The 15,802-nt window shown below is 72.4% G+C and carries 13 protein-coding genes; 9 read left to right on the forward strand and 4 right to left on the reverse strand.

The features are described 5' to 3' along the window. Window positions 1-60 precede the first annotated feature (60 nt). A complete protein-coding gene (locus FRAAL_RS23155; RefSeq protein ID WP_083866894.1) occupies window positions 61-1,725 on the forward strand; it encodes an MFS transporter in 1,665 nt (554 codons plus the stop codon). A 237-nt stretch (window positions 1,726-1,962) separates the two neighbouring features. Then, the gene (locus FRAAL_RS23160; protein WP_011606552.1) at window positions 1,963-4,029 is read left to right on the forward strand and encodes a TIR domain-containing protein; all 2,067 of its coding nucleotides are present in this window, start codon (window positions 1,963-1,965) and stop codon (window positions 4,027-4,029) included. Window positions 4,030-4,080: 51 nt separating this feature from the next. On the opposite strand, the gene FRAAL_RS23165 is transcribed toward FRAAL_RS23160, so the two are convergent. After that, entirely contained in the window at window positions 4,081-4,809 is a 729-nt protein-coding gene (locus FRAAL_RS23165) for a nitroreductase family protein (protein ID WP_011606553.1), read from the reverse strand. A 69-nt stretch (window positions 4,810-4,878) separates the two neighbouring features. Here FRAAL_RS23165 and FRAAL_RS23170 point away from each other — a divergent pair, with 69 nt between their 5' ends. Then, entirely contained in the window at window positions 4,879-5,292 is a 414-nt protein-coding gene (locus FRAAL_RS23170) for a winged helix-turn-helix transcriptional regulator (RefSeq protein ID WP_041939676.1), read from the forward strand. Here the strand turns inward: FRAAL_RS23170 and FRAAL_RS23175 are convergent. Next, complete coding sequence (locus tag FRAAL_RS23175) at window positions 5,263-6,597, reverse strand: MFS transporter (protein ID WP_011606400.1); 1,335 nt, start codon at window positions 6,595-6,597, stop codon at window positions 5,263-5,265. The two genes, FRAAL_RS23170 and FRAAL_RS23175, sit on opposite strands and share 30 nt — an antisense overlap. A 535-nt stretch (window positions 6,598-7,132) precedes the next feature. Here FRAAL_RS23175 and FRAAL_RS35625 point away from each other — a divergent pair. The 5 genes from FRAAL_RS35625 (at window position 7,133) to FRAAL_RS23195 (ending at window position 12,666) form a co-directional block, all read left to right on the forward strand. Beyond that, entirely contained in the window at window positions 7,133-7,258 is a 126-nt protein-coding gene (locus tag FRAAL_RS35625) for a hypothetical protein (RefSeq protein ID WP_256788595.1), read from the forward strand. Window positions 7,259-7,495: 237 nt separating this feature from the next. Next, window positions 7,496-8,059, forward strand: coding sequence for an RNA polymerase sigma factor (locus FRAAL_RS23180; protein ID WP_011606402.1), 564 nt, complete (start codon window positions 7,496-7,498; stop codon window positions 8,057-8,059). Then, window positions 8,059-9,285, forward strand: coding sequence for a hypothetical protein (locus FRAAL_RS23185; protein WP_011606403.1), 1,227 nt, complete (start codon window positions 8,059-8,061; stop codon window positions 9,283-9,285). Before FRAAL_RS23180 ends, FRAAL_RS23185 begins: the two co-directional genes overlap by 1 nt. A 161-nt stretch (window positions 9,286-9,446) precedes the next feature. Further along, window positions 9,447-11,507, forward strand: a complete 2,061-nt coding sequence (locus tag FRAAL_RS23190; RefSeq protein ID WP_011606404.1) for a phosphatidylglycerol lysyltransferase domain-containing protein — start codon at window positions 9,447-9,449, stop codon at window positions 11,505-11,507. A gap of 256 nt (window positions 11,508-11,763) precedes the next feature. After that, window positions 11,764-12,666, forward strand: coding sequence for an SAM-dependent methyltransferase (locus FRAAL_RS23195; RefSeq protein WP_083866896.1), 903 nt, complete (start codon window positions 11,764-11,766; stop codon window positions 12,664-12,666). A gap of 14 nt (window positions 12,667-12,680) precedes the next feature. On the opposite strand, the gene FRAAL_RS23200 is transcribed toward FRAAL_RS23195, so the two are convergent. Continuing rightward, complete coding sequence (locus tag FRAAL_RS23200; protein WP_011606406.1) at window positions 12,681-13,541, reverse strand: LmeA family phospholipid-binding protein; 861 nt, start codon at window positions 13,539-13,541, stop codon at window positions 12,681-12,683. 231 nt (window positions 13,542-13,772) lie between these two features. On the opposite strand from FRAAL_RS23200, the gene FRAAL_RS23205 reads away from it, so the two are divergent. Continuing rightward, the gene (locus FRAAL_RS23205; RefSeq protein ID WP_011606407.1) at window positions 13,773-14,486 is read left to right on the forward strand and encodes a histidine phosphatase family protein; all 714 of its coding nucleotides are present in this window, start codon (window positions 13,773-13,775) and stop codon (window positions 14,484-14,486) included. Between the two features lie 496 nt (window positions 14,487-14,982). Here FRAAL_RS23205 and FRAAL_RS23215 read toward each other — a convergent pair whose 3' ends face one another. After that, window positions 14,983-15,684, reverse strand: a complete 702-nt coding sequence (locus FRAAL_RS23215; RefSeq protein ID WP_011606409.1) for a M24 family metallopeptidase — start codon at window positions 15,682-15,684, stop codon at window positions 14,983-14,985. Between the last annotated feature and the right edge of the window lie 118 nt (window positions 15,685-15,802).

The raw sequence follows: 15,802 nt of genomic DNA on the forward strand, positions 1-15,802 counted from the left end.
TTGAACAACCCTAGCCGGCCTCGCCATGGTCGATCCAGCACACCAAGCTGGAGGACCGAGATGACCACGTCGCCTTCACCGACGACAACCACGCCGACAACAGCCACACCGACCACGCCACCGACGCCGACGACGCCGGCGGAGACGCACCCGGCGTCCACGACCGGGCCCGCTCTCCACCACACCCGGGTGCTGGTGGTCACGTGCGGGGCCCTGGCCACGGTGATCTCGGGGATGTCGTCGCTGAACGTCGCCCTGCCGTCGATCGCCGCCGACACCCACGCCTCACAGACCCGGCTGTCGTGGATCATCGACGCCTACAGCCTCGTCTTCGCCGCGCTGCTGCTGCCGGCGGGTGCGGTGGGTGACCGGTTCGGGCGGCGACGCGCCCTGCTGACCGGGCTGCTGATCTTCGGCGCGGGTTCGGCGGCGGCGCCGTTCACGAGCAGCGCGACGGCGCTGATCGGGCTGCGCTGCGTCCTCGGCGTCGGTGCGGCGCTGGTGATGCCGGCGACCCTGTCGACGATCACCGGGACGTTCCCGCGGGAACGGCGGGCGGCCGCGGTCGGCGTGTGGGCGGCCGTCGCCGGGGCCAGCGCCGTCGTCGGCCTGCTCGCCTCCGGGCTGCTGCTGCAGGCGTGGTCGTGGCGTTCGGTGTTCCTGCTCGGTGTCGTGCTCGCCGCCCTCGCCGCGGTGGGGACCTGGCTGTTCGTGCCCGACTCGGCCGCCCCGGACGGCCCGGCGCTCGACGTCGTCGGCGCCGTGATCTCGATCGCCGGCGTCGGCGCGCTCGTCTACTCGATCATCGAGGCGCCGGAGAACGGCTGGCTCGGCGTCCCCACCCTGCTCGGGCTGGGCGCCGGCGTCGTGCTGCTGGCCGGCTTCGTCGCCTGGGAGCTGCACACCCGTGCGCCGCTGCTGGACCCGCGGCTGTTCACCCGGCCGGCGTTCGCCGCGGGCACGCTGTCCATCCTGCTGCAGTTCTTCGGCTTCTTCGGCCTGATCTTCATCACGATGCAGTACCTGCAGCTCGTCCGCGGCGACAGCGCGCTCGTGGCGGCGCTCAGCGTGCTGCCGATGGCGGCCGGGATGATGCCCGCCGCCCGCCTCGCCCCGAAGGTCGTCGCCGCGGTGGGCGCCCGCGCCTGCTGCGTGGCCGGGCTGCTGCTGATCACGGCCGGGATGGTCGTGCTGTCCCGGCTCGACCAGGGCAGCTCGTACTGGCTGCTGCTGGCCGGGCTGTTCCCGCTCGGCGTCGGGATGGGCCTGGCGATGACGCCGGCGACCACCGCCGTCACCGACAGCCTGCCCCCGGCGCTGCAGGGCGTCGGCTCCGCCGTCAACGACCTGTCCCGCGAGCTTGGCGGGGCGCTCGGCATCGCCGTGCTCGGCAGCCTGCTCAGCTCCACCTACCGCCGCCACCTGGCCCAGCACGGCGCGCTCCCGCCGGCCCTCGCCGAGAAGGCCCGTTCCTCGCTGGGAGTCGCCGCCCACCTCGGCGAACCGGTCCTCGGCCACGCCCGGACGGCCTTCGTCGACGGCATGCAGATCGCCTTCCTCGGCGGCGCGGTCGCCACCGGGATCGCCGCGCTCGCCGTAGCCCTCCTGCTGCGCACCTCCCGCGCACCGTCCACCACCGCGACCGGCACGGGTATCGGCACCGGCGAGCCCGCGGCCGCGCCCCGGCCGGTACGGACGGCCCCCTCTTCCCCGGCCGCGACCTGAAACGCCAGAGACTGTCGCGGAGGGCGGTCCGGTGCCTTACCAGCTGGTCCGACCGTAGCTCTGACAGATGACGGTTGCGGTCTTGAGACGGCGTTCCTGCGTGGGATAGCCGAGCGCTGCGAGCAGGGGGACGGCTTCGACGGTAAGCAAGCAAGGCCGGATACGAAGTTGTCCGAGGTTTCGCGCAAGCCGTAACCCGGGGTACACCTGCGGTACCGGCCGAGGCATAATAGCGGTGTGGTTGACCGGGGGCGATCTGGGGATGGCTGGGACTTCTTTGTCTCCTATACAGCGGCGGACCGGGCATGGGCCGAGTGGATAGCGTGGCAGCTTGAAGACCACGGCCACCGCCTCTTGATCCAGGCATGGGACTTCGTACCCGGCTCGAACTGGACGGCCTCGATGGCCGACGGTATAGAGCATGCGGTTCGGACAATCGCCGTGCTGTCCAACTCCTATCTCCGGTCGGTCTACGGGCAAGCGGAGTGGCAGGCAGCCATCCGGGCCGATCCGACCGGGCTGACCCGCAAGCTCCTTCCGGTACGCATCGAGGACTGCCCACGGCCGGGCCTACTCGGCCAGATCGTCTCTGTTGATCTGTTTGGCTTTGAGGCCGCGGCGGCCCGGCAGGTTCTCCTCGACGGTGTCGGGTCAGCAATCGCTGGCAGGATCAAACCCGTCTCGGCACCGTCCTTTCCAGTCGGGATCAGAACCACGACGCCGGCGGAGCCCGAGTTCCCGGCGTCCGAGCCGGACTCAGAACCTCTGCCGTTGCCGTCCGCGGTGCGCAGGGGGCGGGTGTGGGAGGTCGGTGAGGTCTTCCAGCCAACCGGAATTCCGGAGATCACGTTCGTCCAGCCGAAACGTTTCGTGGCGTTCGGGATGGCCCTGCGCCAGCCCGGCCTGAGCATCGTGCTGGAAGGGCCGTCGGGAGTCGGCAAGACCACGTTTCTCCGGCATGCGATCGAGCAGGACGCCGCGCGCCTGAAGGAACCCCGCATCTTCAGCGCGCGAGTTGAGAAGGATCGGGCCGAGATCGACGCGATGATCGGCGGCGCCGGCCACACCGGCATCGTGGCGATCGACGACTACCATCGCCTGTCGGCGAATGAACAGGGCAGGGTGGTCGACTACCTCAAGCACCTCGCAGACTCCGGCGACCGAACCCGCAAGCTCGTGGTCGTAGGCATCCCGGACACGGCCCGTTCGCTGGTAAAGGTCAGCTTCGACGTCGCGAACAGGATCCGCGCCTTCCGGCCAGGACGGGCGACCGACGACCAGATCAACGAGCTGATCGACAAGGGCGAGCGGGCGCTGAACATCAGCTTTGACGACCGATCCGCGATCGTGCGGGCGGCCGCGGGCAGCCTCATCACCGCTCAGGCGTTGTGCTGGCATCTGCTTGGCCTGGCGCGGATTGAGGAGACCGTTCCGGAACACATCACGATCCGCACGGACGTCCGGGAGGCCCGCATCCAGGTCGCAGAGGAGCTTGAACTGAAGTATCAGGATGCGGTGGAGTCGTTCGTCGCACTCGACGGGCTGGCCGAGACGGTATGCATCGACCTGCTGCTCGGCCTGGCGAGAAGCCCGGACGGAATACTCGGCCTGGACGAGCACGCCGGCACGCAGATCAGCGCGGCCAGGAAGGTCGACAAAGTCTTCGCAAAACGGGTCGGCGCGGCGATGTCACAGAACGAGACCATCACCAGGATCCTTTACCATGACGCCGTGCGCCGGCGGCTGATCGCGGACGATCCCCAGTTCATGTTCTACATCCGCCAGCTCGACCGCAAACAACTGCTCCGGGACGCGGGGAAGCGCCCGCCGCCTGCGCGCCATCGTGCCTTCGTCTGCTACAGCCATCAGGACGTCGACTGGCTGAAGCGCCTGCGGGTCCACCTCAGTCCGCTCGAACGCGACAAGCTCCTCACCGTCTGGTCCGACGAGGACATTCACCCGGGCGACGACTGGCGCTCCGAGATCGACGCCGCGCTGGCCAGCGCCCGCCATGCGATTCTCCTCGTCAGCGCGGACTTCCTCGCGTCGAGTTTCATCCGGGAAGTCGAGCTCCCCCGCCTGCTCTCCGCCGCTGCCGAGGGCGGCTGCCGTGTCCTGCCCGTCCTCGTGAGTGCCAGCGCCTTCACCGAGACGCCGGAGCTGGCCCGCTTCCAACACGTCAACCCCGGAGGCCGGACGCTCGCCGCCATGCCCGCGGAGGAGGCCGAGCAGGTCCTCGCCGATCTGGCCCGGGCACTGCGAACGCAGCTCCACCTCGGCACCGCGGCCTCCCGCGTCCGGTAGGGGCGGGAGCTCTCCCGTCGGAAAGACGATGCTCCTTCCCTGACCGTCGCCTCAGGTTCTCGCCGGGAACCGAACCTCAGATTCGGCAGAGCGCCCGTAACGCTGGTGGAAGACGTTGTGGTCGACGGGACGGCGTCCGGGGTGGCGGCGTTCCTCGGCGGGATAACCGACGGCGACCAGCAGGGCGATGGCCAGGTCGTCGCGGTCGGCGATGCCGATCGTCTCCTTCACGGCGGCCTCGTCCCAGCCGTTCATCGGCGAGCTGGCCAGGCCCAGCTCGGTGGCGGCGAGCAGGACATAGGTCGCGGCGATCATCGCATCCTTGATTGCGTACTCGCGCAGCAGGCCGCGCCGGTCCAGGTCGCGCTGGAAGTCGTCGGACGCGGCGGCGAACATGGCGATGAAGTCGTCCGACCAGGCGCCCGCCTCGCGGGCCTGCTCGTAGATGTCGGCCCGGTCGGCGCGCCAGGCCTGCGGCTGCGCGACGACGACGAGGACGACCGGGGCCTCGGCCGGCTGCGGCTGCCCGCCGGTGGCGCGCACGAGACCCTCCCGGCCCGTCTCGTCGCTGACGACGACGATCGAGCGGTCCTGCAGGTTCCAGGACGTGGGTGCCTCGATGGCCAGGGCGAGCAGGGCGTCGAGCGTGGCGGCCGGGATCGGGTCGGGCCGGTAGTGGCGGACCGTGCGGCGGGTCCGGATCGCGTCGGCGACCGACAGGGTCGGCCGGGCAGGCGTCCCGAGACCGGCGGCGGGTCCGGGTGGCAGAAGCTGCGTCATGGCACTCACTGTCGGGGAGTCACTCTCTTTTCGGAAGAAGGCACTTGTTGGTGCGCTACTCTCCCCTGCATGGATGACCGCACCGTGGTCGAGTCCTCGGGCCTGCCCGCGGACGCCTTCTGCGCCAAGTGCCCGACCCGCCAGGTGCTCGACCACATCGCCGGCAAGTGGACGGTACTGATCGTCGACGCGCTGCTGAGCGACGGCACCATGCGCTACACCGAGCTCGCCCGCCGCATCGAGGGCGTCTCGCAGAAGATGCTCACCCAGACCCTGCGCGCCCTGGAGACGGACGGCTTCGTCACCCGCACCGTCCACCCCACCAGCCCCCCGCACGTCGACTACACGCTCACCCCCCTCGGCCACAGCCTCGCCGAACCGATCACCGCCCTGCGCCGCTGGACCGAGACCCACATCAACGACATCGAACGCGCCCGCGCCGCCGCGCGGCCGCTACCCCCCACCGGGGCCGGCCTCCGGTAGCAACGCGGCGACCGGTCCGGGCTCGGGCTGCGGGGTCAGGGCGCGCCGCGGGAGGATCAGGGGGGTCGCCAGCAGGAGCAGGCCGGCGGCCGCGAGCGCGATCCGCGGGCTGGTGAGGCCGGCCAGCAGGCCCCACAGCGCCGTCAGGACTGCGATGGCGGCCTTGCTGCTGACCGACCAGGCCGACAGCGTCCGGGCGACGCGCCCGGGGTCGGTCTGGTCGAGCCGGTAGGTGGCGAACACGGGATTGAACACGCCCATGCAGGCGACCAGGCCGAACTGGACGGCGAACACGAGCACGATCCCGGCCGTGCCGGGGCGGATGAAGGCCAACCCGAGCGACCAGCACGCCCGCAGCGTGCCGGCGACGAGCAGGACCCGGTGCCTGCCGTGCCGCGCGACGAGGGGTCGGGCCAGCCGAGCGCCGACGAGGCCGCCCACGCACGGCACACCGAACGCCAGGCCGTACTGCCACGGCGCGAAGCCGAGACGGCCGAGCATAAGGACGGCGACCAGCGGCGACGTCGCCATGATCAGTCCGTTGACCAGAACCGTGTTGACGAACAGGGGCCGCAGCGCCGGGTGGTTCAGAATGTGCCGCCACCCCTCGGTGAGGTCGCGCATCCGGGCCTTCGGCCTGCCGCCCGGCGCGGCGCGCTGCCCGCTCCCCCCGACCGCACCGCCCCCGCCGATCGCGCCGCCCCTACCGATCGCGCCGATCGCGCCGATCGCGCGCAGTCCCGCCGCCGAGAGCAGGTAGCTGATCGCGTCGGCGAGCACGGTCGCCACCGGTCCGAACAGGCCGATCGCGGCCCCGCCGAGCGGCGGCCCGACGATGGTGGCGGTCCAGGTCGTGGACTCCAGTCGGGCGTTCGCGACGAGCAGGGCGTCGCCCCGCAGGAGTGCCTTGACGTAGGCGCCGGCGGCGGCCGTGAAGGCGATGTCGGCCGCGGCGACCGTGATCGACACGACGACGAGCTGCGCGAAGGTGAGCCAGCCGAGCGCGAACGCGACGGGGACGCTCAACACCGCGACGAACCGGGTCAGGTCCATCGCCACCATCACCGGCCGCCTGCGGCGGAACTCGACCCAGGGGCCGAGCGGCACCGCCACCAGCGCCCCCACCGCCGGCCCCGCCGCCGCAAGCACCGCCACCCCGGTCGCCCCGGCGTGCAGCACGAGGATCGCGATCAGAGGAAACGCGTCGAACGCCAGCCAGGTGCCGAGGGTGCTGACCGCGAACGCGGCCCAGAGCCACCCGAAGCGCCAGCCCGAAGACCGCCCCTCGCCCACCACCCGACCCAACCCTTCCGCCGCAACTCGCCGACTCCGCGAACCCGGTCAGTCTCGCCGCGAACCCCGGTCAGTCTCGTCGCGGCGAGGTGCCCAGCTGCTTTGGCCCACCCACGACGACCCACGCCGCATCCCGCCGCATGAACCGACACCGGTCCGCCCCCGCTCCCTGATCTCGCGGGCGCCATGACGCGGACCCAACCTTTCGGTACCGACGAATCCTCTGTGGAAATGGAGCCGGTGGGCGTCCTGGACCCCGCCGCAGAAACACACAGGCGTCGCCCGGCTCCGCCGGTTCTCGCGTCCGGCACGCAGCAGGCCAGCGTCGCGAGGCCCGGCACCCGTTCCCGCCTGGAGAGGTCCGCCCATGGCAGCTGCCCACCCGGTCACCACCCCGCGTCCGCAGGAGCACCGAGTCCCGTCCACAGCCGCCGTTGCGGTCGGGCAGGTTCCGCCGAACCGGCCCGCTCGGCCGATTCGGGCAGATCGGCGTGAACGGCCGGCTCTGCCCGAACGGCCCTCTCGGCCAGAACGTCGTGGGGTTCGGTTGACGCGCCGGGTCGTCCGGTTCGTCGGCGGCGCCGTCGTCGCGGGAATCGCGGGCGCCTTCGCGGCCTATCCGGCCGGGTGCTTCTGGGAGTGGGTCGCGAACCTGCCCGGTTTGCCCATCTGACCAGTGCGTATGCCCGGCTCGGGCGCCGCGCCGGCGACCCGGGCCGGGCATGGTTGGATGATCTGACTACGACGTCTCCGAATATTTCTTTCGGCGCGGCCCAACCTTTCCCGCCCGGCGGTGCTCTGTGCAGGCAGTGGCACAACCGCGAAGCAGCGGGAACGGAGGCCCCAGCAGGATGACGACGACGCACGAATCCGGCGGCAACGCTTCGCCCCAGGCAGCCGGAGCGCCGCGGTGAGCGGCCTGCCCGAGCGATCTCGGGCCCTGTCCTTTCCGAGTGTGTGGCCGAGTGAGGTGGAGAAACTCTTCGACGACAACGCCGCCCGGCTTCGCGGGTATCTGCTCTCCGTCGGCTGCCCGGAACCCGACGTCGACGACGTCATCCAGGACAGCATCCTGATCGTGGCCCGCAGGTATGCGAGTCTCGACCGCCCGGAGATGGTCCGGACCTACTGGTATCGGATTGCCAGCCGCCTGGCGTGGAAGCTCCTGAAGGAGCGGCGCGACCGATCACTTCCCGGTGATCCGGCCGACTATCTTCAGGCACTCCCAGACCCGGTGGAGGGTGCGGTCGATCCGGACGGCCGGCAGGCCGCGCTCGCGCTCGTCCACCGCCTCCCACTACGACAACGGCAGGTGCTCTGGCTGCGGGTCGTGGTGGGATTCGGCGAGGCCGAGACGGCGGAGGTGCTCCAGATCTCCGTCGGCACGGTGAAGTCGCAGTTCAGCGACGCCAAGAAGAACCTGAGGAAGTTCGTGGAGGGCTCCGGGGAAACTCGGGAGGAGGGCACCAACTGATGGACGTCGAATCTCTGCTCAGAACCCTTGCCGACCCCGCCGAGCCGACCGGCGGGGATTCCGGGCGGACTTTCGTCCAGATCATGCAGGGTGCCGACGAGGACCCGCGGGAACGCCGCCGCATCCAGCGCCTCGCCGATCTCCTCGACGTCGAGGACGCCGTCTACGCCCAGGCACTCGACCATCTCGCGGCCGGCGACGACCACGCGGCCGAGCCGCTGCTGCGCCTCGCCGCCGACGCCGGCGTCGGCGAGGCCGAGGACCACCTCGCCCGCCTCCTGGCGAACCGTCCCGCGGACGCCACCGCCACCGACGCCGCCACCGACGCCGCCGCCGGCACCCCCGGGCCCAGCGGCTTCGGTGGGCAGCCCCCCGCACCGGATCGGCCCGAGTGGACCTCGGTCGCGGGCAGCCCGGACGATCTGCTTCTCCCCGCCGGGATCGACCCCCATGCGGATGTCCGCGACGATCTCGGCCTGCGGTTCCGTTACTCCACCGTGACGTTTCTTACGGTCGATCTCCAGGGACCGTCCCTGTTCCGGGCGCGGGCACTGAGGGCAGGCTCCTTCCGGGCCCACAGGCACGGGCCTTCGCTGGCCGTCCTGTGGGCGGAGGAGGTCCCAGCCCTCGGGACGGCCTGTACGTTCAACTCCCGTTTCGTGCTGGTTCCACCGGCCCGCGACCTCCGGCCGATCGATCAGCAGACCCGGCGGGTCGATCGCCTACACCGGCCCGCCGCCAGGACGGCCGCGGAGGTCATGCGCATCGACGTTCCCGTTCCGGTGATCTCCGCCGAGACGACCGTGCATGCCGCGCTGGAGCGGTTGTTCACCGCCGAGGCCCAGGTGGCCGCGGTGGAGGCGGGTTCGGAACTCGTCGGCGTCATCGGCCTGACCGCCCTCGCGCAGCGGCTGGCCGCCGCCCAGGGCTCCCCGTCGATCGAGCGCGTCACCGGGCTGATTCGGCCGGCGGACTTCGTGCCACCTGACGCCCCGATCGAGGCCGTCAGGCGCACCCTCGCCCGCGACCCCGGCGGAATCGTCGTCGTCCGCGGTCGGGATGGTCGGCGCCTCGGCTACATCACCGCCGAACTCCTGCTCACCAGCCCCGACAAGGACGACGGATCCACCAACAACACCCTCGATCAGCCGGGGACCGCCACGCCCGTTCCCTTTCCCGCGCGTGCGCTCCCGACGGGAATCAGCCGCCGCGCAACGGCCACCTGAGGCGGGCAAAAGTCCCGCCGCGGGGACGACGATCCGTCGGCGCGCCCAAAAGTTGGCGAACCGCCGGACCTCCGAGCGCGTCGGGGATGTACCGTGCCGGCGGTCCCGGACCTCGCCCGGGCCGCCCATGACCCCGGTTCGCAGCTTGGAGCGCCTACCTCGTGACGCGTCGCAAGAACGGGACGGCGGCGACCGCCCCGACCGGCGGGCGCCTGCCCGGACCTGCCCTGATCGCGACGCTGACCGCCCTCGTCGGGCTCGTCGACGTCATCGGCGCGATCAGCCACCGGCCGACCCGGTGGACCTGGCTCGGCCGGCTGATCCCCGGCATCGTGACGCAGGCTGCCACGGGCACCAGCGTGGGCGTGGGCCTGTTGCTCGTCGGCCTGGCCCACGGTCTGCGCCGGCGTAAACGCCGGGCCTGGCGCGCGGCGGTGGCACTGTCCGGCGCGGCCGTGCTGCTGGACCTCGCCCGCGGCCTGGCGGTGGTTCCCGCGGCCATCGACCTCGTCCCGTTCGCCGTGCTGGTCGCCTGCCGGCGCCACTTCCCGGCCGCCGGTGACCCGCGGACCAGGTGGCGGGCCCTCGGCGCCCTCGCCGCGCTGGGCGCCGCGGATCTGGTCGTCGGGCTCGCCGTCATCCGGTTCCGCCACGGCGACGGCGGCCTCGGGGCGCGGATGGAGCACGTGCTGGCGGGCCTCGTCGGGGTGACCGGACCGGTGCGGTTCGGCCCGGGTGACGGCGATCTCGTCGGGGCGGTGCTGCTCGCCCTCGGCGCGCTCACCGTCGCCGTCCCCGGCTACCTCGCGCTGCGTCCGGCCGCCCCGGTCGCCGCGCTGACCGGGGCCGACGAGGCCGCGCTGCGGGCACTGCTGGCCCGCCACGGCGGGCGGGACTCGCGCGGGCAGGTGGCGCTGCGCCGCGACCGCAGCGTGCTGTGGTCGCCGTCGGGGAAGGCCGCGATCAGTTACCGGGTCGTCGGCGGGGTCGCGCTCGCCGCCGGCGACCCGATCGGCGACCCGGAGGCATGGCCCGGGGTGATAGGCCCGTTCCTCGACCTCGCCGCCGCGCACGCCTGGGTTCCGGCGGTGCTCGGCTGCGGGCCGGACGGCGGGCGCGCCTACCAGCGGGCCGGCCTGCGGGTGCTGGAACTCGGCGACGAGGCGGTCGTGCGGTGCGCGGCGTTCGGCCTGGACGGGCGGCCGATGCGCGGCGTGCGGCAGGCGGTGGCCCGGGTCGAGCGCGCCGGCTACACCGCCCGGATCGACCGGGCCGCCGATCTGGACCCGGCCGAGCGAGCGGCGCTGGCGGACCGGGCGGCGGCCTGGCGTTCCTGCCGCACCGAACGCGGCTTCTCCATGGCGCTGGGCCGCGTCGGGGCGCCCGAGGACACCGACTGCGTGGTCGTCCGGGCGTTCCAGGACGGGCGGCTGCGCGGCCTGCTGACCTTCCTGCCCTGGGGACCGGACGGCCTGTCCCTGGACGCCGTGCGCCGTGACCGGGCCGCCGCGAACGGGCTGACCGAGTTCATGGTCGTGGCCCTGCTGCGGGAAGCCGACCGGCTGCGCGTCACCCGGGTGTCGCTGACCTTCGCGCCCTTCCGCGCCGCCCTGTCCCGCGGGGAACGGCTGGGCGCGACCCCCGCCCTGCGGCTGTGGCGCCGGCTGCTGCTCGCGGCGTCCCGCTGGTTCCGGATCGAGTCGATCTACCGCTTCAACGCCAAGTTCGACCCGACCTGGCAGCCCCGCTACGGCTGCTACCCGACCACCCGCGACCTTCCCCGCGTCCTGTTCGCCGCCCTGCGCGCCGAGGCACTGCTCCCCCGGCCCTCGCTGCCCGGACGCCGCCCGCACCCGCCCTCCTCCCCGACAGCCGACGACAGCAGCACCGCCGACAGCGGCACCGCCGACAGCAGCACCGCCGAGCAGGCGCCGCAGGAATCACGCGAACGGCCGGGACCCGAGCCCGCCGAATCAGCGGGGCCAGCGGGGCCAGGGCGGGCGGAGGTGCCGGCGCGGTCCACCGCCCGTCGCCGGGATGGATCTCATCCGACGGACGGCGGCCACTCCCGCGAGGGCCGTAACAGCCAGGAGCCCGGCCAGGCCCACGACGGCGGCCCTTCCCGGGACGGCATTCGTCGCTCCCCGCACCGGGCCACCCGACCACGCTCCCCCCGTCCGCGCCATGCCGAGACCCCCGACCGCTCCCCCAACATTAGTTAAATCAATAATGATTTCCGCTTCCGTGAAGCGAGGGACAGCAGGGGATCTCATCCACAATGACGAAGCAAAGACCGGCGAAGTGGCCTCCGCTCGGTCCTGGACGCGGCCGACGACGAGGGGACACGCCGGACAGGAAAGGATGATGCCGGCACCCGGCTCGTCTCCGCGACCGGCCGCACCTCTCTGCCCACGGATAACCATGGACCCGTTACGATGATTTGTGCCGCATCGTCCGGATAGCGAAGGAGCTGGACCGATGCCGAGCACGGATCTTCCCGACCGGGCCGACCGTGGCCGGAACGCCCCGGATCGAGATGCCCCAAAGCGGGACGACAAGGAGTGGTGGAAGGCATTCATGGAGCAGCGCACCGCGGTGGAGCTGAAGACCGATCGGCCGCACGCCGCCCGCATGTACGACTACTACCTGGGCGGGAAGGACAATTTCCCCGCCGACCGGCTGGCCGCCGAGCAGGCCCTGGCCGTGTTCCCGAACGGTCGCGTCACCGCCCGGCAGAACCGTGCGTTCATGGCACGCGCGATCCGCTACCTGGCCGGCGAGGCGGGAATCCGCCAGTTTCTCGACGTCGGCACGGGCATCCCCACCTCCCCGAACCTGCACGAAATCGCCCAGGCCATCGCGCCGGAGTCGCGCGTGGTCTACACCGACAACGACCCGATCGTGCTCGCGCACGCCCGCGCCCTGCTGACCAGCAGCCCGCAGGGACACACCGCCTACCTGGACGCCGACGTCCGCGACACCGACCGCATCCTCACGTCGCCCGAACTGCGCGACCCCCTGGACCTCGACCGACCGGTGGCGCTGTCCCTCGTCGCACTCCTGCACTTCGTCCCGGACGCCGACGACCCGGACGGCATCGTCCGCCGGCTCGTCGACGCGCTGCCCTCCGGAAGCTACCTGCTGCTGTCGCACATCACCGCCGACTACGACCCGGCCTGGGAGCGGGTGACCGAGACCTACCGGGCCCGCGGCATCCCCGCCCAGCAGCGCTCCCGCGCCGAGTTCGCCCGCTTCTTCGACGGCCTGGAACTGGTCGACCCGGGCATTCAGGTGGTGCACCGCTGGCGCCCGGACGGCGCCGTCCCCGACCTGACCGACGCCGCCGTCAGCATCCACGGCGGCCTGGGCAGAAAGCCCTGACGGCCGGGCCGCGGTCAGCGGCCGGTGGGGCGGCAGGGCTTCTGGTCGGCCGTCGAGACCTCGATGTTCGTCGCGGTCGCGGCGAGCGACAGACCCGTGGCGTCGGTCGAGGCGTTGGTGACGGTCAGGTGGAAGGGCAGGTCACCGACGGGAATCGGGATCTGCGGCACGTAGCTGCCGAGGTTGCCGAGCGGCAACGTCACGTTGAACAGTCCGCTCAGCGAGATCTCCGACGGCACCAGCGTGACCTTGTTGTCGTGGACGGCGAAGGTGGTCACGCCGCCGACCTGCTGGTCGCCGAGCAGCGGGATGTTCGCGGTCGCGGTGATCTCGAGGCGCCTCCCACCGTCGACCGGGGTGATGTGCACCCGGCCGGGCTGGGTGTGGAGGAAGGCGTTCAGGTCGGCGTACGTCAGGTGGACCGTCGCCCTCATGTCGTCGATGCGGATGGTGCCGTCGCCGCCGGTGGCGAGCCTGAAGATCGGGACGTGGACGCCGCGGACGTGTGCGCTGATCCGCTCGATGCGGGGGCCGGTGGTGGCCAGGCCGGTCATGGTCATGCCGACGTCGGAGAACGATCCGGTCAGCACCTGGGTGAGGAACGGGAATCCGCCGATGCTGACGTCGGAGACCCTCGGCGGGGGGGTGTCGCACGGCAGGTCGGCCAGGGCACCGCTGCGGATCTGGCTGGCCATCTCCCGTTTCGCGACCGCGACGGCGACCCGGTCGGCGACGAGGAACTGCGCGACGAACGCCGCCAGGACGATGAACGGGATCCCGGCACGGCGACCGGGACGACCCGGACGACCGGGACGAGCGCGCCCGGGAGCGCGGGTCCGCCGGGTCGCGGTGGTGACTCGCTCCGACGACTCCACGGGTCGCGCCGGCAGGTCCGGCGACTCGTCGTCGGCTGCCGTCGCGACGGCTGCGCCCGCGACGGGATGTGCGACGGTGTAACCACCGGTCCGTGACCACTTTTCGCTCCACGGCCTGTCCGCACCGTCGTTTCCCTGGTCGGCGTCGACCTCGACCTCCCATGACCTGCCGGTGTTTCTCAGGCTACCGTCACCGGTGCGAGCGACGGCCGAGGGACGCGAGGAAATGACGTGGTGACAGGCGGCGCCACCGTGCGGCTGGCGCTGGTGAGTGCGGCACCGACGCCGGCGCTGCGGGCCGCCCGCTTCCCGGCCGACGAGGACCTCGACCCCGATGGCCGGCGGCGCGCCGCGCTCGCGTCCCGGGCCGTGGCGGGCGGCGTGCTGCCCGGCCGGGCTCGGGTGCTCACCGACGGTTCCGCCCGCGCCCGCCAGACCGCTCAGGCGCTGGGCCTTCCCGGCGCCGACCCGCCCGCGGGCGCCATGGGGAGCGCGACCGTGCCCGGCGTCGACGTCGCGCTGCGGGACCTGGATGTGGGTGACTGGCGGGGTCGCGGGCTGGACGAGGTGCCCCTGAACATGCTGCGGCGGTGGCATGAGGACCCGGCGATGACACCGCCGGGCGGCGAGTCGCGGCTGGATCTGCTCGACCGGGTCGGTAACTGGTTGGCGCGGCTGGGCGGCGAACCGGGGAGTGCCACCGCCGGAAACGTGATCGCCGTGACCCATCCGGCGGTCGTCCGCGCGGTGCTGCTGTTGGTGCTGCACTGCCCGCCGGAGGTGTTCTGGCGCATCGACGTCGCCCCGCTCACCGCCACCCTGCTGCACCGCCGTGTCTCGCCCGCCGCCGCCCCCGCCTCGGCCCACGCTCCCGCCGCCGAACCCGCTCCTGCCGCCGAACCCGCCGCCGGCTGGACCCTCACCCAGGCCTGCCGCCCCCTCTGACCGTGCCCGGGATGCGCCCGCGCCGCCGCCGAACGTGAGGACCGGTGGCGATCAGTGGGCGGCGGCGGGGAGGAAGGGACGGTTGCCGTCCTCGGCTCTGTCGCGGGTGATGACGTGCAGCCGGATGCCGAACCGAACGGTGCGCCCGCGCTCCGACCCCGGGCCCCAGGCTCGGCCGGTTCCGCGGAACCGCCTCCGCGGCTGGGACGAGGCCCGACGCGCGACGAACCCCACCCGGATCCGAGCCGCGCAGCTCAGGACAGCGCGTCGATCACTTCCCCATTCTGCCCATCGCCGCGATCGGTCACCGCGGCCGCCGCGCAGCCAGATGACGTCGGATCGCTCGATCTGTCGACCGACGGGGGGCCGTCGTGGGAACGGCCCAGCGGCCCAGGGGATCGGCGGATCGGCGGATCGGCGGACGGGGACGATCTTTCCTCTCGGCTCCGCCGCCCGGCCGGGTGGTGGCGGCATTCCGCTCGGCGGGTTCGAGGGGTCAGTCGATCCGGTGGCCGAGGTCGAGGAGTTCCTCGTGGAATCCGCCGAAACCGGCGGCGTGGTCGACGAGGTGGATCTCCAGGATCCAGTGACAGGGCCGGCCGTCGAGGTCGGCCCGCCGCATCGGCTGATCGCTGCCGGGGGTGACGTAATAATCGATCTTGTTGCCGGGGATGCGGGCGTGCGGGAACTCGCCGACGAGGTGGCCGGCGAGCGGGCCGCCGTAGGCCCAGCCGGCGTCGGCGGCGAGCTGACCGACGGCGGCGTACAGCTCGGCGCCGGTGACGTCCGGGTGGGTCTCGAAGTAGCGGCGGCCGGCGTCGAAGATCTGCGGCAGGTCGGCGAGCAGCCGGTGCTTGGCCGGGTCGTCGCCGAGGACGAAGGTGCGGCCGAAGTCGGCCTCCCAGCCGTCGAAGACCGGCCCGAAGTCGCAGAAGACGACATCGTCGGCGCCGATCGGCCGGTCGGGCGGGTTGTCGGCGTAGGGGTACAGGGTGTTCGGCCCGGCCCGGACGATCCGTTTGTGCCAGTGCCGCTCGACGCCGAACATCTCGTGGGCGAGGTCGCGGATCTGGTCGCTGACCTCGCGTTCCCCGCGGCCGGGGACGATCAGGCCCCGCGCGGTGACCTCGTCGAACAGTTCCACCGCGCGGGCCTGCGCGGCGAGCAGGTGGGCCACCCGATCAGCTTCGAGAATCACGATGGCCCATCGTACGGACGCCGCTGTTCCGGCGTCCCGAGTCTCACAGGGGGCTGTCAGCCGTGGTGCGCCCGACGTTACCGCCGCCGCCGGCGCGTGCGATCCCCCCGAAACCGGT

Source organism: Frankia alni ACN14a (assembly GCF_000058485.1).
Classification (GTDB): Bacteria; Actinomycetota; Actinomycetes; order Frankiales; family Frankiaceae; genus Frankia; species Frankia alni.